Annotated in this window: 18 protein-coding genes; 11 read left to right on the forward strand and 7 right to left on the reverse strand. The window is 40.9% G+C overall.

The window, feature by feature from the left end; translation table 11 throughout:
- Positions 1-9: 9 nt before the first annotated feature.
- Complete coding sequence (locus BFG52_RS12515; protein ID WP_067556779.1) at positions 10-1446, reverse strand: phosphomannomutase/phosphoglucomutase; 1437 nt, start codon at positions 1444-1446, stop codon at positions 10-12.
- Between the two features lie 430 nt (positions 1447-1876).
- On the opposite strand from BFG52_RS12515, the gene BFG52_RS12520 reads away from it, so the two are divergent.
- Positions 1877-2500, forward strand: a complete 624-nt coding sequence (locus BFG52_RS12520) for a riboflavin synthase (protein WP_067556782.1) — start codon at positions 1877-1879, stop codon at positions 2498-2500.
- Positions 2501-2655: 155 nt separating this feature from the next.
- Positions 2656-3117 carry a ribosomal protein S18-alanine N-acetyltransferase gene (gene rimI / locus BFG52_RS12525; protein WP_067556785.1) on the forward strand — a complete coding sequence of 154 codons (462 nt, stop codon included), beginning with the start codon at positions 2656-2658 and terminating at the stop codon, positions 3115-3117.
- Positions 3118-3223: 106 nt separating this feature from the next.
- Here the strand turns inward: rimI and BFG52_RS12530 are convergent, their stop codons facing one another.
- The 3 genes from BFG52_RS12530 to BFG52_RS12540 form a co-directional block, all read right to left on the reverse strand.
- Positions 3224-4039, reverse strand: a complete 816-nt coding sequence (locus BFG52_RS12530; protein ID WP_067556788.1) for an arginyltransferase — start codon at positions 4037-4039, stop codon at positions 3224-3226.
- A gap of 21 nt (positions 4040-4060) precedes the next feature.
- Complete coding sequence (gene aat, locus BFG52_RS12535) at positions 4061-4789, reverse strand: leucyl/phenylalanyl-tRNA--protein transferase (protein ID WP_067556791.1); 729 nt, start codon at positions 4787-4789, stop codon at positions 4061-4063.
- A 201-nt stretch (positions 4790-4990) separates the two neighbouring features.
- A complete protein-coding gene (locus BFG52_RS12540) occupies positions 4991-5644 on the reverse strand; it encodes an OmpA family protein (RefSeq protein ID WP_067556794.1) in 654 nt (217 codons plus the stop codon).
- A 244-nt stretch (positions 5645-5888) separates the two neighbouring features.
- On the opposite strand from BFG52_RS12540, the gene BFG52_RS12545 reads away from it, so the two are divergent.
- From BFG52_RS12545 to BFG52_RS12570, 6 genes are all read left to right on the forward strand, one after another.
- Positions 5889-6818, forward strand: a complete 930-nt coding sequence (locus BFG52_RS12545; RefSeq protein ID WP_067556797.1) for an acyltransferase — start codon at positions 5889-5891, stop codon at positions 6816-6818.
- A gap of 103 nt (positions 6819-6921) precedes the next feature.
- On the forward strand, positions 6922-7962 hold the full coding sequence (locus BFG52_RS12550; RefSeq protein WP_067556800.1) for a hypothetical protein: 1041 nt from the start codon (positions 6922-6924) through the stop codon (positions 7960-7962).
- Positions 7963-8112: 150 nt separating this feature from the next.
- Entirely contained in the window at positions 8113-8811 is a 699-nt protein-coding gene (gene minC, locus BFG52_RS12555) for a septum site-determining protein MinC (protein ID WP_407639253.1), read from the forward strand.
- Positions 8812-8875: 64 nt separating this feature from the next.
- The gene (minD, locus tag BFG52_RS12560; protein WP_067556806.1) at positions 8876-9688 is read left to right on the forward strand and encodes a septum site-determining protein MinD; all 813 of its coding nucleotides are present in this window, start codon (positions 8876-8878) and stop codon (positions 9686-9688) included.
- Between the two features lie 2 nt (positions 9689-9690).
- A complete protein-coding gene (gene minE / locus BFG52_RS12565) occupies positions 9691-9963 on the forward strand; it encodes a cell division topological specificity factor MinE (RefSeq protein ID WP_067556809.1) in 273 nt (90 codons plus the stop codon).
- A gap of 108 nt (positions 9964-10071) precedes the next feature.
- On the forward strand, positions 10072-10359 hold the full coding sequence (locus BFG52_RS12570) for a PA4642 family protein (protein WP_067556813.1): 288 nt from the start codon (positions 10072-10074) through the stop codon (positions 10357-10359).
- Positions 10360-10429: 70 nt separating this feature from the next.
- Here BFG52_RS12570 and BFG52_RS12575 read toward each other — a convergent pair whose 3' ends face one another.
- Together BFG52_RS12575 and BFG52_RS12580 are read right to left on the reverse strand one after the other, a co-directional pair.
- Complete coding sequence (locus BFG52_RS12575; RefSeq protein WP_067556815.1) at positions 10430-10813, reverse strand: VOC family protein; 384 nt, start codon at positions 10811-10813, stop codon at positions 10430-10432.
- 650 nt (positions 10814-11463) lie between these two features.
- Positions 11464-14526, reverse strand: coding sequence for a DNA translocase FtsK (locus BFG52_RS12580; RefSeq protein WP_067559540.1), 3063 nt, complete (start codon positions 14524-14526; stop codon positions 11464-11466).
- Positions 14527-14803: 277 nt separating this feature from the next.
- Here BFG52_RS12580 and trxB point away from each other — a divergent pair, with 277 nt between their 5' ends.
- From trxB to dut, 3 genes are all read left to right on the forward strand, one after another.
- Positions 14804-15766 carry a thioredoxin-disulfide reductase gene (trxB, locus tag BFG52_RS12585; protein WP_067556818.1) on the forward strand — a complete coding sequence of 321 codons (963 nt, stop codon included), beginning with the start codon at positions 14804-14806 and terminating at the stop codon, positions 15764-15766.
- A 466-nt stretch (positions 15767-16232) separates the two neighbouring features.
- Positions 16233-18272 (forward strand): UvrD-helicase domain-containing protein, encoded by a 2040-nt coding sequence (locus tag BFG52_RS12590; RefSeq protein WP_067556821.1) that lies wholly within the window; start codon positions 16233-16235, stop codon positions 18270-18272.
- Positions 18273-18319: 47 nt separating this feature from the next.
- Complete coding sequence (gene dut / locus BFG52_RS12595; RefSeq protein ID WP_067556824.1) at positions 18320-18772, forward strand: dUTP diphosphatase; 453 nt, start codon at positions 18320-18322, stop codon at positions 18770-18772.
- Positions 18773-18888: 116 nt separating this feature from the next.
- Here the strand turns inward: dut and bfmS are convergent, their stop codons facing one another.
- Positions 18889-20532, reverse strand: a complete 1644-nt coding sequence (bfmS, locus tag BFG52_RS12600) for a sensor histidine kinase BfmS (RefSeq protein ID WP_067556827.1) — start codon at positions 20530-20532, stop codon at positions 18889-18891.
- Positions 20533-20543: the final 11 nt, after the last annotated feature.

A 20543-nucleotide genomic window follows, 5' to 3' on the forward strand; every position in this document is an offset into this window, starting at 1 on the left:
TGCATCCTCCTAATGGGCGTTTAATATCTCTGCGGCAAGTTTAGGGTAATTTGTTTTGACTAAGTCGCTAAAGCAGGTTCGAATCTCTGCGAGCTGAGCAGGGCTATCGGCATCAAAACGGACGGTAAAGAAATCTCCCGTATTCGATGCGCGAATAATGCCAAAACCATGAGCAAAGTCTAATCGAACGCCGTCTATTGTACTTAATTTGGCATCAAAGCGTTGTGCTTCACGTAAAAAATCTTGCAAAACCAACTGTGGCGCAATACCTTGCGTTGCAATATAGGTATCTTCGGTCGCATAACGCTCAGGATAAGCAGCCATTAAGGTAGAGAAATTACAAGAAAATTGACTCCAATATTCCAAAACCCTTAAAGCCGCATATATACCATCATCATAGCCCAGCCCGCGACCGTCATTAAATACATAGTGCCCGGCGTATTCACCACCAAATACGGCTTTTCCTTTTGAATGCGCAATATATTTTCTCAGGAAAGTACTACCCGTCCGAATCATGGTTGCGGTTGCAGCATATTTCTGAACAACTTGACCGATCATGTTGGAACATTTCACATCAAAGACCACTTCATGCTGTGGATGCTGCTCTAAACATATACACGACATCAAAGCCAATAACCGATCTGCAGATAAGATCCGCCCTTGTTCATCCAACATCACCACTCGGTCACCATCTCCATCCAGAGCTATGCCGACATCAGCCCGATGTAGCAGAATTTTTTGTTGTAAGTGCCGAAGATGTGATGCTTGGGATGGATCTGGTGCATGATCAGGAAAATGCCCATTGGGTAAACAACGTAGTGCAATCACTTCGCAGCCCAATTGTTGCAATAAACTTTGGGCGCTCATGCCTGCTGAGCCATGCAAACCATCTAAAACTACTTTAAAAGATTTCTTTAAATGAATATCTTGCAGAATAAAATCTTGATAACGATGCAGACACTGCGCAGCTAGAGGATGTTGCATCGGATATGATTGCATCAAGAAATCATGTGTGGTGCAATCTTCTGTGGCATAACCTTCCGCACAGCGCCCCAACTGTTGGATCATCTCTGGGCTAGGAGACTCCCCCTGCAATAACCATTTGAAACCATTATCACTTTTAGGATTATGACTGGCGGTAATCATAATGCCATTGCCCTGCTGTTGTTGTGTCATAAAATACAGCTGTGGCGTCGAACAACAACCAATATTCATCACCGCTATCTGGTGCTCTTTTAATGTTTTTTCAATCACATAAGCAAGGTATGGACTGCTCAGACGAGCATCATAGCCAAGTACAACATGGTCTTGTTGATGGCTACGGAAGAGATTTGCAAAAGCACAAGCAATACTACGAATCACCGTATGGTTTAAATTTTCCACTTTTCCGCGTATATCATAGGCACGAAAAATAGCGTGTGGGAATTTTTTTAGTTGTATATTCATAGGCATACTTCAATTTATCTTTTGCCCTTAGCAAATAGCCAAGTCTCTACAGCTGAAAGCGCCCGCATCACAGCAAATAGACGTGACAATATGGTTAAAAATAAGTTCAAAACAACTGAACTATATTATGTTTATGACAATTCTGAAAATGTATTTTAGCAATGCAGGGTCATGATGATGCAAGCCAACAACATAAAACTCTTAAATATCAAAACTATATAAGCTATATAGCTGATAGAATGCGCTTATCTTGCCAATGACCCTGATCATCTTAAATTAAACGCCCCCTCTTCTCAGTAGCAACAAGACCAATAGCAGATCGTTTGGTCACTTTATCGCAATTTTCGCACTACCATGCTGACGCTAAGATTGCCAACACACTAAAATCGTTATACTGTGTTGACTTTGAAATACAGCAATGGGTTGCAACATGTATACAGGTATTGTCTTGGGTACCGAACAAGTCTGCTCAATGACGGAACAACAAGGTTACCGTACTATCTGGCTCAGCAATCAACATGGCTTTATGGATGATGTTTTTATCGGTGCCAGTGTTGCGGTTGATGGGACCTGTTTAACAGTGACACAAATTCAGCCTAGCCCATCGCAAATTGCTTTTGATATTTCCGATCAAACCTTATCACTCACCAGCTTAAAAGACTTAAACATTGGCGATCAGGTCAATATTGAGCGCTCGTTTAAAATGGGTATGGAAAATGGTGGGCATAATTTATATGGTCATATTGAAGGTACGGTACAGGTTATCGCCTTATCCTATCTGGGCGAAACGCTGCATCTAGAACTCGCGGTTCCTACTGAAAAAATGAAATATTTATTTCATAAAGGATTTATTGGACTACATGGCTGTAGTCTCACGATTAATCAGATTGATCCAACACGATCCAGCATTGCCGTAGATTTAATCCCTGAAACCTTAAGACTCACCAATTTTAAAACGCTACAGCTTGGCGCTAAACTCAATTATGAGATTGATCAACATACTCGCGTCTTGGTTGACACCTTAGAGGCGATTCATCAACGTCAAAACAAATAGGCATCATCTTAATTTTTGTAAATATTTTCATATTGTCATGACAATAAAACAAGCATGAAATTTTATAATACGCCAGCCAATAGCCCCCTATACCAAAAGCGCATAACGCTATTATAATCGGCGACATTATTGTCATGACAAATAGCAGAATTACCATGTTTCGAGCCATGCTTGCCGAAGACTTAAACGCTGTTCATCAGATTGAACAGCAGGTACAAACCCATCCATGGAGCCTAAAACAGTTTCAACAATCGCTTGAAAGTGATCAATGTACGGTACTCTTGCAACAACAACGTGTGATCGGTTTTTGTATTTTACAAACCGTATTGGATGAAGCCAATTTACTGCTCATGGCGATTGATCCTGCTTTTCAGGGGCAAGGTTATGGACAACAATTACTCACGCAAGCCTTGGATGCCCTTCCCAATCACCCGATACAAGTATTTTTAGAAGTTCGTGAAAGCAACCAAGCAGCCATCCATTTTTATCAAAAACTAGATTTTCATCAAATCGATTTGCGTAAAAATTATTATCCCTTGGCACAGGGAGGGCGTGAGCATGCCATTATTATGGTCAAAAGCTGCTGTGATGATTTTCATCAATTGTTTAAACCATGAGATCAATTTGAGCAAAAATTAACAAGAAACAGCAAGTCAATTTCAAGCGCTAAAGGGCAAGTACATCACTGTAGTTGCCCTTTAGTGTAATCACGATTGAATCAAATTATTTAATAATGCTGTTATTCCACTCTGCTGGCAGCGTTGTCATCAGCATACTGCCCAAATTTTTGACTTCCTCTGCACTGAGGTTACGGTTGATTCTCCGCCACTGACCATCCAAGAGTAATTCAATCGGATGATAATCGGTCTTATAATTCATTTTTTTAGAATGAGGTACCCAATAACCAAGATACACATAATCGAGATTCTGCTGTTTTACATATTCAATTTGCTGTAATACCGCATAAACCCCAAGAGAACGATGGTTTTCATCTGGATCAAAGAAGGTATATACCGCAGAAACACCGTCATCTAACACATCACAGGTTGACACAGCCAATAAACGATCTTCTAACCAAAACTCTAAGAAGAAACTGTCTGTACAACTATGAATCAGAAATTTTTCAAACTGATCATAACTCGGTGGGTACATATCTCCGTCAGCATGGCGTTCACAAATATAACGGTGATATAACTGATAATGTTGTTGAGTCGCCGCCTGCGTACTGACATGGCGTATGGTCAAATCACGATTACGCTTCCAAGCTTTCTTTTGTCGACTATTCATTTGAAAATCGTTGACAGGTACTCGACAAGATAAGCATTGGCGACATAAATGGCATTCTGGGCGATAGACAAAATCACCACTACGGCGAAAACCGAGTCTCGACAGTTCAGACAAAGTCAGAACATTAATACGGTGTGCTGGATCTAAAAATACCATCCGCGATGATTTATTGTTTAAATAACTACAATCATGGGGTGGCGTAATATAATACTGTAAATCATTTAACAGAGACTTGGGGTAATAAGAGTTCATAATAACAGCCCCTTAAGTTCATCATTTTAATAATTGCCGCGCAGTGGCAAGTTCATATGTTGAAAATACACGTTCTTGATATTTTTTCCAATCAATAGCAGGGCGTTTAATTACACCTTGTAACGATTTTAAATATGATTGGCGAGAAATTGTACAAGCACCCAAGCGGATTAAATGATCATTTACCAATTGACAGTCAATCCAGGGTAACTGATTTTCTTGCCCGAGGAGCATTAAAGCATAAAAAGCCATCTTAGAGACATCGGTTGCACGACTAAACATCGACTCGCCAAAACAACCGGCACCAATATTTACACCGTATAAACCACCGATGAGAGCATCATTTTTATCCCAAACTTCAATACTATAGGCATGACCTGCATCAAATAAACCACAATAGCCACGAATAATTTCATCAGAGATCCAGGTCTCCTCACTATACTGACGCGGTGCAGCACATGCAGTAATGACCTGATCAAAAGCATGATTAATCGTTAAACGATAATCGTGCTTTTTCATGCTACGGATCAAAGTTTTGCTTGGTCGGAATTGTTCAGGATAAATAATGCAACGCGGTTCAGGACACCACCAACAAATGGGTTCTCCTTCAGAAAACCATGGAAAAAGCCCATGACTATACGCGTCATATAAAGTTGCTGGCGCAAGATCTGCACCAATGCAAATTAACCCTTGTTGTTCAGGGTCTGCTTGAATGGGATCAGGAAATTGATATTGTGAGGCGAATAGCATAAATCTTCAGCACAACAGGACTGAACATGATCATAGCGCATTTTTATCGTGTCGGCAGTGCTTTGCTGAAAATATATTCAGCCTATTATCTCTTGCCTATATTTTAAAATAATAAATAAGCGCCCTGACAGAGCAGAGCGCTTATTTATGATATGGAATCTTAATTAAACACAACCCAGAAAAACAATTTATTGAGCTGAATTATTGTTTTTCGTAGATACTGATTTCCACACGGCGGTTTAGCTCTTTGCCTTGTGCTGTTGTGTTATCTGCGATTGGGTTGGCTGCACCATGACCTTGCGCATTAATACGGTTACTTGGCACACCTTGAGCAGACAAATAACTGGCTACAGATTGCGCACGTGCTTGAGACAATGGAATATTGATGGTGTCATTACCGCTACTATCGGTATAACCCGTCACAAGAATCACGCTCTTATTATCTTCAGCGAGAGTTTGTGCTACTTTATTCAAAGTATTATAGAAGTTTGGTTTGATATTAGATTTGTTAGTATCAAATGTAATACTACCCGGCATAACCAAGTTTACAGAACCATCTGGATTACGGCTAACATCTACACCAGTACCCTGCATTTGATCACGCAATTTTTTCTCTTTGTTATCTAAATATAGACCCGCACCAGCACCTAAAATTGCCCCAATTGCTGCTGCACGGTTATTTTGAGATGCTTTGTTCGCATTCGCACGAGATAAACCATATCCCGCTAAAGCACCAATACCGGCACCAATCGCTGTTTTATCATATTCACGTACACCACCAGAACCGTTGTCCATAGACTGACATCCTGAAAGCGCTAGTGCCCCAATAGCTGTTGTAATGATCAATGCACGCATGACATGCCTCCAAATTGAGTTATGTTTAATAAGATAGCAGAATGCGAAAAAAAACGCCGCACTGCCATGTATTTTTTGTTACAAATGCTCGAGGCAATTACATTTTGTAATAATCGTAGTCAAAAGTAACACCTTGAATCTACACAATTGTAGCATATATCGTATTTCAGCATTTCATCTGTGAGCAAGTCCGATTATCATAGATTCATCTTGCAGCTATTAAATTTGTATTTGGAATAACAATATGCCCTTATCGCAGCAAAAAAAGCCCTTTTTAAAAAAGATTAGTAAAGGTCTGACCGTCAGCTCGGTTATTACTGGCAGCACATTTTTGCATGGTCCACCGGTATTAGCATTAGGGCTTACCAAACTATTTAAAAAGTCCAGCAAAGTTGATGAAACCAATATTCAGATTACCAACAGTTGGTTGAGTGTCAATAATTGGCTGATTGACCATGTGTTACCAGAAACCCAATGGAATATCGAGGTCGATCCTGCTTTGGACTTAAACCTGCAAGGTCGTTATTTAATGACTTGCAATCATCAAAGCTGGGTAGATACCACGGTTAATCAATACTTTGGCTTAACACGCATGCCACTTACCCGTTTCTTTACCAAATGGGAGCTTATTTTTATTCCATTTGTTGGCCAAGCTTTTAAAATTTTAGGCTTTCCCATGATGAAACGCCATAATAAACAGCAGCTTGCAAAAAATCCCGCGTTAAAATATCGTGATTTAGAAGAAGCGCGCCGTGCTTGTGAGCAACTGCTAAGCCAGCCCTTCACTCTATTAAACTATTTAGAAGGAACGCGCTTTACCGCGCAAAAACATCACCAACAAAAGTCACCCTATCACCACTTACTCAAGCCCAAAGCGGGTGGTTTAGCTTTAGCACTCAATATACTGGGTAAAAAAATTGATGCGCTGGTTGATATGACCATCGTCTATCCAGATGGTGCACCCGGTTATGGTGAGTTTTGGCTTGGTGAAGTACCACGCATTGCGGTGCATTTAAGAAAAATTGAGCTACCGAATTGGGTGCTTGAGGGCGACTATCAAGATGATGCTGACTACCGTGAACGCTTTCAGCATTGGGTTGATCAAATCTGGCAAGAAAAAGATCAAATTATTGATACGATTACTCAGCGTTATGTACAAGAACAAGCCTTATAAAACATGTGTTTGCAGCGGACTATTGCCGCTGCTACCCTTTTGCTCATTGTCATGAATATGATTCTAAACTGGGTCCTTCCATAAACAGCGTGTTGAACAACTTATGTCAAAAACAATAACTCATAAATTATTTCAGACCGAGCCTGGCAGCTTATTTTGGCGCCTGAACTTAGCTTACGATATTTTTATGTTAGGCATCATTGTCATCAATCTATGTTGCCTCTTTGGCAATGCATTTATGATGAGTCATTTTGCCAGTTGGTTTTTTGATAAATTACATCTTATAGCATGGGTCGAGTTCTATAGAGAAAGCCTCAATCCATGGGTACTCAAAACCGAAGGCTGGTTTATCAGTTTCTTATTGATTGAATTTGCTGTGCGCTGGGGAATTGCTATTGCCGGTCGCCATCATGAACGCTGGTTCTTTTTTCCATTCATTCATTGGTATGAAGTCTTGGCTATTATTCCTGTACTACGTTTTTTACGTCTATTACGTGCCGGAATCATTGCCTATCGTTTACATCAGATTGGCTACCAAGTCATACCAACCAGCATTTTAAAAAAACTGGTGTTTTATTATGAGTTAGTGATGGAAGAACTGTCCGACCGTGTGGTCGTTACTGTCATCAATGGTATTCAACAACAATTGGCGGGCTCCAATAGTCATCGAGAGATCATCCATCAGTTGGTGGCGCATCATCAACACATGCTGTCACAGACCTTAGCTGAATTATTACAAGAAAATTTAGCCGTTGCGCTCGAACAGCAGCAACAACACGTAGCCCAACATGTTGGGCAAGTTGTTAATCAAGCAATTGTGGATACGCCGGAGTTACATCAGTTACTACGTTTGATGCCTTTTCTAGGTGGACGTTTAGAATCACAACTTCAGCAAATCGGACAACGACTGGGCGAAAATATTAGCCATGGCTTAATGCAACCCTTCATCACCGGCACACCAGAATCCCCCAATCTTAGCTACCAGTATATTGCCGAAACAATCAGTCATCTGGATATCAAAAACCAATCTTTGGAGCGCTTGGTTGCATCTGCGGTAAGTGAAAGTTTAGAAGCCATTAAGCAACAGGTGCAGATAAAACAGTGGAAAGTAAAATTGACAACAGATTCAGCAGTCAAAGAATAGACAATCTATTGAAAATAATTGTATCTTGGCTAGAGAATTCAATCAATTTGCTCTAGCATTTGCGTTAATTTATCTTTTTTCAATTCAGTATCACATTACACATGATACTGCAAAGGAACAACTATGGCTGACCTGCGGATCACTGGCAGAATGGTTAATTTTAGCCGATTAACCTTAGATACAAATGACCATGATGCCATCCGTGCACAATTGACTAAAACTTTACAGCAATCGGCATCTCAAGGTGCATTGGTAGTACTCGATAGTACTGTTGAACAAGAGCTTATCGCACTCATTCAGCTGTTGATTGATCTTGACTTACAGCCCATGGCCGTAATTGATGGAATACTGGCAGAACAAGCGCGCGCTATTCAATTTCCAGTCATTCCAGCCGATCGTTCATTACAACGTATTCGTGCGACGAAAGAACAGGTACAATATACCAATAACGATCACGAGAAAAATCAAGATCGTGAAAATACAAATGTTGTAGATCAACCTACCGTTTCGCAACATGTCACGTCTTACCATAATGAAATTTTACGTACTGGGCAATGTCTGGTACAAGAGCATGGCGATATTATTGTCAATGCAAGTATGAATAGTGGCTCAGAAGTTATCGCTTCGGGTAATATTCATGTTTACGGTAGTGTTCGTGGACGCATTATCGCGGGCGTTGGTGGCAATACAGCAGCTAAAATATTTTGTCATTCATTAGAAGCTGAGCTGGTATCGATTGCAGGAACTTATTGTGTCGCTGATGACATACCGCAACACGTTATCAAAAAAGCTGTATACATTTTTTTGAATGAACAACAAGAACTTGAATTTGAAGTTCTGCAATTTTAAAGTATAAATTAAACACCAAAACAAACCCGTTTGACGGGATATGACCATAACAGGAGTGGATTCGGTGGCCAAAATTGTTGTCGTTACATCAGGCAAAGGTGGTGTAGGTAAAACTACTACAAGTGCATCTTTTGCAACAGGTTTAGCCCTTCGTGGTCATAAAACTGTTGTGATAGACTTTGACGTAGGTTTACGTAACTTAGATTTAATCATGGGATGCGAGCGTCGCGTAGTATATGACTTTGTCAATGTATTGAACAACGAAGCACGTTTACAGCAAGCACTTATCCGCGATAAAGACATTGAAAACCTCTATATCCTACCAGCCTCACAAACACGTGATAAAGATGCCTTAACAGATGAAGGTGTAGCCCGTGTGATGGATGAACTTTCTCAAGAATTTGATTACATCATCTGTGACTCTCCGGCAGGGATTGAGCGCGGTGCAATTTTAGCGATGTATCATGCAGATGAAGCAATCATTGTAACCAATCCTGAGATTTCTTCAGTACGAGATTCCGACCGCATCATTGGAATGCTAGACAGTAAAACTAAAAAAGTTGAACAAAACGAAGGGCGCGTACGTAAACATTTATGTATCACTCGCTTTAATCCAGAACGCGCAGATAAACAAGAAATGTTAACCGTAGACGATATTTCTAAAGATATTTTACGTGTTCCTACTTTAGGTGTAATCCCTGAATGCCCAAGCGTCTTACAAGCGTCTAATGAGGGTAAACCAGTTATCCTTTATGAAAATGCTAGCGCGGGTCAGGCTTATGACGACCTTGTTGCACGTTTCTTAGGTGAAGAGCGCCCTTACCGTCACATTGCTATTAAACCGAAAGGGTGGTTAGCACGATTATTTGGAGCGTAAACATGGCTGGATTCTGGAGTAGACTATTTAGTAGCGATGAGAAACCTTCAAGCGCACAAACCGCTAAAGACCGACTCAAAGTTATCGTTGCTTCTGAACAAGGTTTAGGAAAACGTTTAAGTCAAGATAAAATTGATCAAATGAAAAAAGAGATCATGCAGGTGGTCAATCGCTATGTCCGTGGTGTCGATGAACAGCATATCCAAATGCAAGTTCGCTCTGAAGCAAATATTGAAATGCTTGAGATGAATATCAATTTACCTGAAGAGCATTAATTTTTTAATTGATTGTTCTCTAGAAACATTTCAGGGCAAAATAACCACGGTGTTATTTTGCCCTGTGTTGATGATATACCCGATAAAGAGAATCAAGGAGATGCTGTTATGGCATTATCACAGCCAGCAACGTTCAATGAAGAATGGTCAGATGAGCGTGTTTTTGCCTATTTAGATCAACTTCCACCGGAAGGGGTTGATGCTGATTTTCATGTATTACATCATGCTTTTAAGCATATGCGTCCATTTGATTTTAAACGCTTATTACAACGCTTTATTGCCGATGGTAGAAACCTTCAAGCACGTAATCCGCAAGGACAACGCATTCATGAAGTCATCGCCGCCAATAGCAAACATAGTGAAGAATTTTTAAAAATTCTAGCCGAGTTTGCATAATCAGCTTTGAATAATATGTATTGAAACACTCCTACAACATCTAATAAGCACTAGTCGTTGTAGGATTTGCTTAAGCCATCATGGGTGTACAAAGTTCAATTAAGAAACCATTGATGTCTTCGACATAAGCAATAGATTGCCCCCATGGCATTTTTTCAATGCCTTGTATTTCTTTAGCGCCAGCTTGTTTGGCACGTTGTAAATCTTCCTCTAAACTATCTGTCACAAAAATAAGTTCAAAAGTTGGGTTTTGCGCATTCGCACGATGTGGTGTTTTACCTAAAGAACGAATCAGTTCAAAAGAACTAAAAGCCAATGTGGTATAACCACTTTCTAACTCAGCATAATCACCTTGTTCATATTGAAATTTTAAATCGAAGTGAAAAGCACTCCGATAAAATTGCACCGTTTTACTGACGTCTTCAACGTACAGAATATTATATGCAAACTTCATTGTTATAATCTCTCTAGCCGTTATTTAGAAAAAAATTAAAAACATTTTTAAGTCTATGCAAAGCGATCGCACTGCTTAACACGGTATCCATGCCCAGCTACCGTGAAATGATTTAAAATTTGTTTTTAATTTAAAGCGTTATTTTTGTTTACACTGATCATCAATGTAAAAATCTCTTGTTTTACCAGCAACCGACTCTATCGATATAAAGCATTGTCTCTTAAACTTTATATGATCAAATCTTTGGTAACGCAATGTTGTTATATATTCTGCTCTAATACAAGAATAGTTTTTTAACCATTCGATACATCTAAAAGTCTATTTTTAAAGTAATCAAAAAAATAATCTTTAAAATTCAAATTATTAAAAATTAATCCAATTTTAAAACCTAAAAAACAGCTCAATATAAAATCACAGGACAACTACAAATCAATAGCAATTCACCCTGTATTCAAACCTTTAAATTAATTCATTTTTGTGATCTAGTTTGCAATTTTATGGCTTTCACAGCTATTTCCTGTAGCATTCAACATCATATTGCCATGATCAAAGTGATATGGACCTAACATAAAATAGCTGTTACCAAGAACAGCTATTTTTAAGATCCATAATATGACTAATAGTTTCACAATAAGCGATCGATGCTTCGATCAAACCAAGATCTCACGCTTGCCATTCGCCCCCATACTACTCACGATGCCATGTTCTTCCATCTGGTCAATAATTCGTGCTGCACGGTTATAACCTAGACTAAATTTACGTTGCAAAGATGAGGTAGAAGCCTTACGCGTTTCCAAGACAAAAGCCACACACTGATCATAGAGTGCGTCGCGATCTGGGCTACCATCGCCATCATCTACGCTACGACTACTGCTTTCTTCATCATAAGGTGTAAGGATTTCATCAATATAATCTGGATCACCACGCTCGCGCCATGCATCACAGATACGGTTCACTTCATCATCCGAAATAAAAGCCCCATGTACACGTTCAGGCTCAATTTTCCCCGGTCCTAAAAACAACATATCACCATGCCCCAATAAATCTTCAGCCCCCCCTGCATCTAAGATGGTGCGAGAATCGATCTTACTGTTTACCCGTAAAGCAACTCGGGTCGGAATATTGGCTTTAATTAATCCAGTGATTACATCAACCGATGGTCGCTGTGTTGCCAAAAGCAAATGAATCCCTGCTGCACGTGATTTTTGCGCCAAACGCGTAATCATTTCTTCAGCTTTTTTACCCACCTGCATAATCATGTCGGCAAACTCATCTGCCACAATCACAATCATCGGTAATTGACCTAAACGCGGCGCACGATCTTGTGTTGCTGAATCACTCGGTTTCCATGTTGGATCAATCAGATCTTCGCCATTGGCAATGGCTTCTTCTACCTTACGGTTATAGTCGCTAATCTTCCGAATTTTAAGGAATGACATCAACTTATAACGACGTTCCATTTCATTAACACACCAATTCAAGGCATTGACGGCATCTTTCATATCCGTCACAACTGGCGTGAGTAAATGCGGAATATCATTGTAGTTGGCGAGCTCAAGCTGTTTAGGGTCGATAAGAATCAGACGTAATTGATCTGGTCGATATTTGAGTAACATCGATAAAATCATAGCATTCACTGCAACAGATTTACCCGACCCGGTTGTCCCTGCAACCAACATATGTGGCGCCTTAGCAAGATCGGTTAGCACAGGATTACCCGAAATATCTTTACCCATTGCCATAGAGATCAAAGCGCTAGGGTCACGATAAAATGGCGTTTCCAACAGTTCAATTAAGCGTACCATCTCACGTGCGCTATTAGGTACTTCAATACCGATGTACGGTTTACCTGGAATAACCTCAACCACACGCACAGAAGCCATCGACATTGAACGCGCTAAATCACGGGAAATATTGGTTACTTTAGATGCCTTTACACCGGGTGCTAAATCGAGCTCAAAACGTGTCACCACAGGACCTGGGTGTGCTTCAATGACTTTGGCTTTGACATTAAATTCTTGCAGTTTAATTTCCAGTAATTCGGATAAACGCGCCAATTGCTCAGCACTAAAATTGACTTTTTTATTGGGATCAACTTTATCTAAAATATCCAAGCCCGGTAAAGTTGGCAATGTACGGCGTTTTTCTGCAACTTGCATCGCACGTGACATCGGTCGCCCTAAAGCATCAGTCAAGGGGGCATCAAAATCAAAGTCTATATCATCGCCTTCTTCGACCGATGCAACACCTGCCGTTTCTTGCCAAGCTTCCCGAAAAGCATCTTTATCGCTGGCAATCAAGCGTTTTTCTTCTTCTGAAATACCCGCATTCAATGTGGTTTGCATAGCAGCACGAACCAAAGGGGTTGATTGTGCATAAGATGAGGTCTGTTTCATAGTATCTTGCGATACGGCGGCTTGATCAGCCAATTTAGCCAGATTATCGAGTTCTGTTGCCAACTGGACAGTCATATCAACACTGCTGGTTTGCTGTGCAGCATTGAGGGGCTGTGTATCATGATGACGCGGCAGATCGCCCGCGGCTGGTGGTACTGCAGCCAAAAGCTCATCAAAAACCTTGTCATCATTCCAATCCAAGTGATCTGCTGTCTGATTGTTAGGTTGCACGATCACCTGTTGGGCTGCGCTAGACTGTGCAGTATAACCATGCGTCGTATTTGTTTGCGTATTGGATGTACCAAGAGGTTCTTCTTGTGCGGCCCGCAATAAGGCATCGATCTCTTGCTTGTGATCATTTTGTTGTTGCAAGGCTTTCCACACTTCGCCACTGGCAATATTTTGCTGAGTTTCTTGGGTCAAACGATGTGCTTTGGCAATGGTTTGCTCAAACGCATCATCGCTCACAGCCCCTGGTTCTGCTGCGATGTGCTCAGCCGCGTTACCAGCATCTTCTTGTGCCTGCATATCAGCGAAAAGTTGCTGGGCTTGTGCGGCGTGTAAATGTTGCTGCGCAGCATTCGGCACGTCTTGGGCAACAGTCTGCTCATCAACTGTACTCGGCTCGACTAAAGCTTGCGCGGCAGGAACAGTCTCTGCGGGTACAGTTTGTTGCGGATTGGAGCGGGTGGTTTTAGCCGTAGATTTAGCTTCGGTTAAGTCATAAGCGGATTCACTTTCTGGGATATTTCGATAAAACAATTCTTGCAAATAAGCAGGCGTTGCTTTGAGTGTTGCCCAACTGCGATTCCACTGAATACCAAAGGCTAAAGTCAATAACACAAACCACAAAATAGCTAAAAAGATGACTGCGCCATAAACCGTTAATAATTGCGCCAAGCTACTGCCCAATTCATAACCAATAATGCCGCCAGATGCATTATCCAGTGTATCTGCTGGGACTTGCCATAAAAGATACAACAATGCTGCGCTGGTCAATAAAATAAAAAACTGCGCGGCATAACGGAATGGTCGGGTCAATGCACTTCTCGGCCACCAGACTTGTACTGCTTCAATAAATAAAAATATAGGAAGTAATAAACTGCCCCATCCTAGAAAACCAAATAATAAATCTGCAATCCAAGCACCAGCGACACCACTTGCATTGGATACCTGTTGCGTATCACTTGAAATATGCATCCATCCTGGATCAAAAGGTGTATAGGTGACTGTTGCTAAAAACAGATACATCCCAAAAGAAACAAGAAAGATGGTCACTAAAAAGCGCTGTGCATAAACACTTGACACCGCAGTCATATACTGTCCCATAGGTATTGATTTAGAAATAGCCTTTTGCCCACGCAAAGCACTATCATTTAAAAACTAAACTTTATATTATGCACTTGTTCAAAGAAAAAAGATGCATGATTGTTTATCGGTGTGTTAAAGCTGAACACCGCCACGACAATAGTTCAATTCGATTTATTTGATCTATATTATCCACATCGAAGCAACACAACTTCAATGCAGTTTCTCGTATAATTCTAGCATATTCAATATTTTTAATAGTTTTATCATACAGGATGGTTCTCCGATGAGCATACGTCATTCTCGATTAATAATTTTAGGATCAGGTCCTGCAGGTTATAGCGCAGCAGTATATGCAGCACGCGCCAATCTCTCCCCTACCCTCATTGCGGGTATGCAATTGGGTGGGCAACTCACGACCACGACTGATGTTGAGAACTGGCCTGGTGATCCTGAAGGCTTAACCGGTCCAGCATTAATGGAACGTATGCAAGCCCATGCTGAGCGTTTTGGCACTGAAATTGTCTATGACCATATTAATGATGTTGATCTCAGTGTACGCCCATTTATTCTTAAGGGTGACTTAGCCGAATATAGCTGTGACGCACTGATTCTTGCCACAGGTGCTTCTGCACAATACCTTGGCTTAGCATCTGAGCAAGCCTATATGGGACAAGGGGTGAGTGCCTGTGCAACCTGTGATGGTTTCTTCTATAAAAACCAAAAAGTTATGGTAGTCGGCGGTGGTAATACGGCTGTTGAAGAAGCTTTGTATCTGTCTAATATCGCGTCACACGTAACACTGGTGCATCGCCGCGATACATTACGCGCAGAAAAAATCCTGCAAAAGCAATTATTGCAAAAAGCAGAAGAAGGCAAAATCACCATTATTTGGAATCATCAAGTTGAAGAAGTGCTGGGTAATCCAAACGATGGCGTGACTGCAGTACGCATCCAATCTACCGTGGATGGCTCAACTCAAGATATTGATGTTCAAGGTTTATTTGTAGCAATTGGTCATAAACCCAATACTGACATGTTTGCTGGTCAATTAACGCTACGCAATGGCTATATTCAAGTCAGTGGTGAACATGGTAATGCCACAGCAACCTCTGTGCCAGGCGTTTTTGCTGCGGGTGATGTTGCTGATGATGTCTATCGCCAAGCCATTACCTCAGCAGGTTCAGGCTGTATGGCCGCCTTAGATGCCGATCGTTATTTAGATAGCTTAAAACTCAATCAAGCTTAACACCCGATCAAGCTGAAAACTCAATCGAGCTAAAAGCTAAGCTTAAGTTTAAATGAAGTAAAATTAAGCAACCGGCACGGGGCTTGTCGTCAGAGATCTTATGGCGACAAGTACTTTGCCGATTTGCTATTTGAACTTGTTTGATATTTGGGCTTGGTCTTCAAATTTCTGACGCTTCAACGCAATTAATTAACGCGACATTTTAATGACCTCGCAGTCAATATATGCCTAAAAGTATTTTAAACACAATACCTTAAATCACAATGCCGCAGATGATTGCTGCCCTTTTCCACAATACTGCACAACCTCTATTTTGTTTTGGTATCTTGAATTTTGTTTGTATCTCTTATTTGGGTATTTTCTCAATTGTATTTTTCTTGAATAATCTCGAATAATTCAGCTGAAGCGTTAGGCAAGTTGTCACAACATGACTATAATCTAGCTCGGTAAAAAAAGAGGAAGTATTATGTCATCTGCCAGTCGACTCAATGACAAGCAACTCGAAGCCATGAAATATACTCAAGGTCCCTTGTTGGTGCTTGCTGGTGCCGGTTCAGGCAAAACCTCCGTGATTACCCGCAAGGTCGCGCATTTGGTAAAAAATTGTGGTATTCCCGCACATCGTATAACAGCGATGACCTTTACCAATAAAGCCGCACGTGAAATGAAAGAACGTGTCACCAAATTATTGTCCAAAGAAGAAGCCAAAGGATTATCGGTATCGACCTTCCATACTTTTGGTCTAAACTTATTGCGCTTAGAACTTAAAAATACCCGTTTAAAGAATAATTTCTCCATTCTAGATGCCGATGACTGCAAACGAATTTTAATGGATTTGATGCATCGCGATAATTTATCCGGCGCAGAAAGCAAAGACTTAGTGGCGAAAGCCATGAAAAAAATTTCCGATTGGAAAAATGACCTTATTTTACCTGAGCAATCACACAGTACCTGTGAAACAGAAGAAGATGTACAGTTTGCCCACCTCTATCAACTCTATGAACGCAATTTGCGCGCTTATAATGCCGTTGATTTTGATGACCTCATTGTGATGCCAACGCGTCTATTGCAAGAAAATCACGAAGTACGAGATAAATGGCAGAACCGTGTGCGCTACTTATTGGTGGATGAATATCAAGACACCAATACTGCACAATATATTTTGGTCAAACTCTTGGTTGGCGTAATGGGACAATTCACTGCCGTAGGTGATGATGACCAATCTATTTATGCATGGCGTGGTGCAAAACCAGAAAACATGGCATTACTCAAAGAGGATTTTCCTAACCTTAAAGTCATTAAACTTGAGCAAAATTATCGTTCTACCAGCCGCATCCTAAAGGCTGCCAACCATGTCATTGAAAATAACCCTCATATCTTTGATAAAAAGCTGTGGAGTGATAAAGGGCATGGTGAAGTGATTCGCATCATTACTTGCCGTAATGATGATGATGAAGCGGAACGTGTGGTAAAAGACTTACTCACCCATAAGCTCATGAATGGCAAAAGCTGGAAAGACTACGCAGTGCTCTATCGTGGTAACTTCCAAGCACGCGTACTGGAAACCCAATTACGGCAGATGCAAATTCCATATAAGCTGTCTGGCGGACAATCTTTCTTTGCCCGTGCAGAAATCAAAGACATGATGAGTTATTTACGTCTCATCATTAACCCAGAAGATGACAGTGCCTTACTCCGGATCATCAATACGCCTAAACGTGCCATAGGTCCGGTAACCTTGGAAAAACTAGGGTTATTTGCACAAGAAAACCATCTTTCACTGCTCATGGCCGCTTCAGACCAGCGCCTCAGTATGGTGCTACCGAAAAAAGCCACCAGTCAGTTAGCTGAATTTGCTGATTTCATTGCAAATTTTACCCGTGAATTGCTCGACAACGATGAACCCGTCCCTGTTATTCGCCAAATGATGAATGAAGCAGGCTATATCGACTATTTACGTGAAACTGCTGCGACACCTGCACAAGAAAAAACCAAACTTGATAACGTAGAAGTCTTATATAGCAGTATTCAAAGTCTGATTAACCGTGCGGATGATGTCGATGAACGTAATATCGAAAGTGTTATTCGTAAGATGGTGTTATTGGACATGCTCGAGCAACAACAGGAAGAAGAAGATACCGATAAGGTCAATCTGTTAACTTTGCATGCCTCAAAAGGTCTAGAGTTTCCATTTGTCTATATTATGGGCTTGGAAGAAGAGTTACTACCACATAAGAACTCTATCGCCGCAGAAACCATTGAAGAAGAACGTCGCTTGATGTATGTGGGCATTACCCGCGCACAACAAGGGCTCACATTGACTTTGGCTGAGCAACGTAAAAATGGTGGTCAAATGAAACAAATGACTGCGAGCCGTTTTCTTGATGAGTTACCGCAAGATGAAATTGACTGGTTAGGTCGCAAAAAGAAATTGGCTGAAAATGTCGATCCGAAACAACAAGCGCAGCAGTATTTGCAAAATTTAAAAGCCTTATTAAAACGCTAGTGTCTCACTAGTTATTTCCATCACCATTTTGTTTTAGAGATGAATCTATGAAAGTCCAAGTGAAACGACTTGATGCGCGCTTAGGTCAAGAATGGCCTATGCCGACTTATGCTACTGTTGGCTCTGCAGGGCTAGACTTACGTGCTTGTATTGATGAAGCCATTGTTATTGCACCGGGTCAAACGGTCTTAGTGAAAACTGGTTTGGCCATTTATATTGCTGATCCGCATTATGCAGGATTGGTCCTGCCACGTTCTGGTCTTGGGCATAAGCATGGCATTGTGCTGGGCAACTTGGTCGGTTTAATTGACTCTGACTATCAAGGTGAATTAATGGTTTCTGTATGGAACCGTGGTCAAAATAGCTTTACGCTCGAACCAGGTGAACGCCTTGCCCAATATGTATTGGTCCCGGTACAACACGCTGAGTTTGAAATGGTTGATGACTTTGAAGCCACAGATCGTGGCGCTGGTGGTTTTGGTCATACCGGCAAAGCCTAAGAGCACAGTTTTAATTGCGCTTTGACATACGTCATGCTGATGATTAAATTTATATGTTAAAGCTTTTTATTGAATTAAAGATCAGCCGGCAACTATGCTGGCTGATCGAAGCACTTTTAAGCATGGTCTGATTTAAGCTTTTTCTTATTAAAACGTTGGGCAGGCCAATACATAATAAATCGTGCCCCTCCAAGACTAGGACTTTGATCAACATCTATTCGTCCACCAAACCAAAATGCAATGCGACTAACAATCGATAAGCCCAAACCATAGCCCCCCGACGCTCGGGTACGGCTATCATCTAAACGGGCAAAAGCCTCAAAAATACGCTTACGGTCTTCTTTGGAAATACCCGGTCCATCGTCTTCAACACAGACAAAAGCCAATCCAGTATGTGACTCTATTCCCCCACTCACCTGTACAATATGGTCGCAATACCGTATTGCATTGCCGGTTAAGTTTTGTACTACACGATGTAAATAGCGATACTCGGCTTCCACAATGACATCACGTGGCAAGTCTTTTAATACAATCTGCTTCTGGGTTTTCAGTGCTTCTGTTTCTGTACGCACCTGATCCAACACATCAAATAATACGATTTCTTCAAACTCAAGCGATGGTGTACCTTGCTCTAATTTCGCATAGGTCATGATTTCATCGATTAGGGTATTGAGTGCCTCAATGTCTTTATCAATCATCTCAGTTTGTTGAATACGCAGATCATGGTCACTTTCATCTGCCAACATTTCCATGGCAAAACGAATACGCGCAACAGGGGTACGTAATTCATGTGATACCGCACGCATTAACTCACGTTGTGCCTCAATCAAGCGCTGAATATGATCGGACATGCTGTTATAGCTTGATGCCAAGCTAGCCATTTCATCATGCCCTTCCACAGGAACACGTAAAGTCATGTCCCCTGTTTTCATAATATTAAGTGCTTCATTAACTTGCTTAATTTTGCGTTGCATCGGTACGATCAGACCATACACCCCAAGGCTCAACAAGAATAAACTCAATAAGGTAATGCCTGCCGCCAGTTTAAAGGGCATCCAATTAAACATCGGCATCGGTCCCATCACCAAAACACGGTCTTTCGCGTTGGCTAACGGTGCAAGAATTGAGATTGTTGTCCCACGTACGCTGGCACTATCTCGATAGATCACTAAATTTTGATCGGATTGAATACGACCGAATTGCTCTGAATCAAGTGCTAAATTGGAAATTTTTTCAATGCTGAGATTATAATAAAAATGCTTTTGAATTTTCTTAAGATATTCTTCTTCTTGTCCAGGATAATAGGCTAAATAATCCCAAATAAATACCGGCAAGACTTTCATTTGCCGTTCGGTTAAAGAGTCAATTTTGACATAGAGATAATGTTGCGGATCACCTTCGATCCCCATAATCAGGTAAGCAACACCCTTCTTGGCATCAAAACGTACAGCTGCTTTTTGATTTTCAATACGTTTTTGTTCTGCGCGTGATAAATCGATTTTACTAGAATCCAAATAATACATTGGCATTTCCAATAAATCTGCAGCGTCAGAAATCCAATCTATTTTTTGTTGTCGCGTTTTTTGTCGCGCAACCCCCTCACTGATCACATAACTAATGCCATCCGTAAGGGATTCGCGATATTCTTGGGCGCGTTGATAGTTGATAATTTGTACTAACAAATAACCAAATATCGCCACAAGGACCACCAGAATGACCAGCCCTGCATAAATACGTAAAAAGATACTGTGCTTAAACACTGATCAAACCT

This window comes from Acinetobacter larvae, assembly GCF_001704115.1.
GTDB lineage: Bacteria > Pseudomonadota > Gammaproteobacteria > Pseudomonadales > Moraxellaceae > Acinetobacter > Acinetobacter larvae.

Coding starts and splice junctions, on each gene's coding strand:
- BFG52_RS12515 (WP_067556779.1), bottom strand. CDS start 1,446: ATGAATATACAACTAAAAAAATTCCCACACGCTATTTTTCGTGCCTAT.
- BFG52_RS12520 (WP_067556782.1), top strand. CDS start 1,877: ATGTATACAGGTATTGTCTTGGGTACCGAACAAGTCTGCTCAATGACG.
- rimI (WP_067556785.1), top strand. CDS start 2,656: ATGTTTCGAGCCATGCTTGCCGAAGACTTAAACGCTGTTCATCAGATT.
- BFG52_RS12530 (WP_067556788.1), bottom strand. CDS start 4,039: ATGAACTCTTATTACCCCAAGTCTCTGTTAAATGATTTACAGTATTAT.
- aat (WP_067556791.1), bottom strand. CDS start 4,789: ATGCTATTCGCCTCACAATATCAATTTCCTGATCCCATTCAAGCAGAC.
- BFG52_RS12540 (WP_067556794.1), bottom strand. CDS start 5,644: ATGCGTGCATTGATCATTACAACAGCTATTGGGGCACTAGCGCTTTCA.
- BFG52_RS12545 (WP_067556797.1), top strand. CDS start 5,889: ATGCCCTTATCGCAGCAAAAAAAGCCCTTTTTAAAAAAGATTAGTAAA.
- BFG52_RS12550 (WP_067556800.1), top strand. CDS start 6,922: ATGTCAAAAACAATAACTCATAAATTATTTCAGACCGAGCCTGGCAGC.
- minC (WP_407639253.1), top strand. CDS start 8,113: ATGGTTAATTTTAGCCGATTAACCTTAGATACAAATGACCATGATGCC.
- minE (WP_067556809.1), top strand. CDS start 9,691: ATGGCTGGATTCTGGAGTAGACTATTTAGTAGCGATGAGAAACCTTCA.
- BFG52_RS12570 (WP_067556813.1), top strand. CDS start 10,072: ATGGCATTATCACAGCCAGCAACGTTCAATGAAGAATGGTCAGATGAG.
- BFG52_RS12575 (WP_067556815.1), bottom strand. CDS start 10,813: ATGAAGTTTGCATATAATATTCTGTACGTTGAAGACGTCAGTAAAACG.
- BFG52_RS12580 (WP_067559540.1), bottom strand. CDS start 14,526: ATGACTGCGGTGTCAAGTGTTTATGCACAGCGCTTTTTAGTGACCATC.
- trxB (WP_067556818.1), top strand. CDS start 14,804: ATGAGCATACGTCATTCTCGATTAATAATTTTAGGATCAGGTCCTGCA.
- BFG52_RS12590 (WP_067556821.1), top strand. CDS start 16,233: ATGTCATCTGCCAGTCGACTCAATGACAAGCAACTCGAAGCCATGAAA.
- dut (WP_067556824.1), top strand. CDS start 18,320: ATGAAAGTCCAAGTGAAACGACTTGATGCGCGCTTAGGTCAAGAATGG.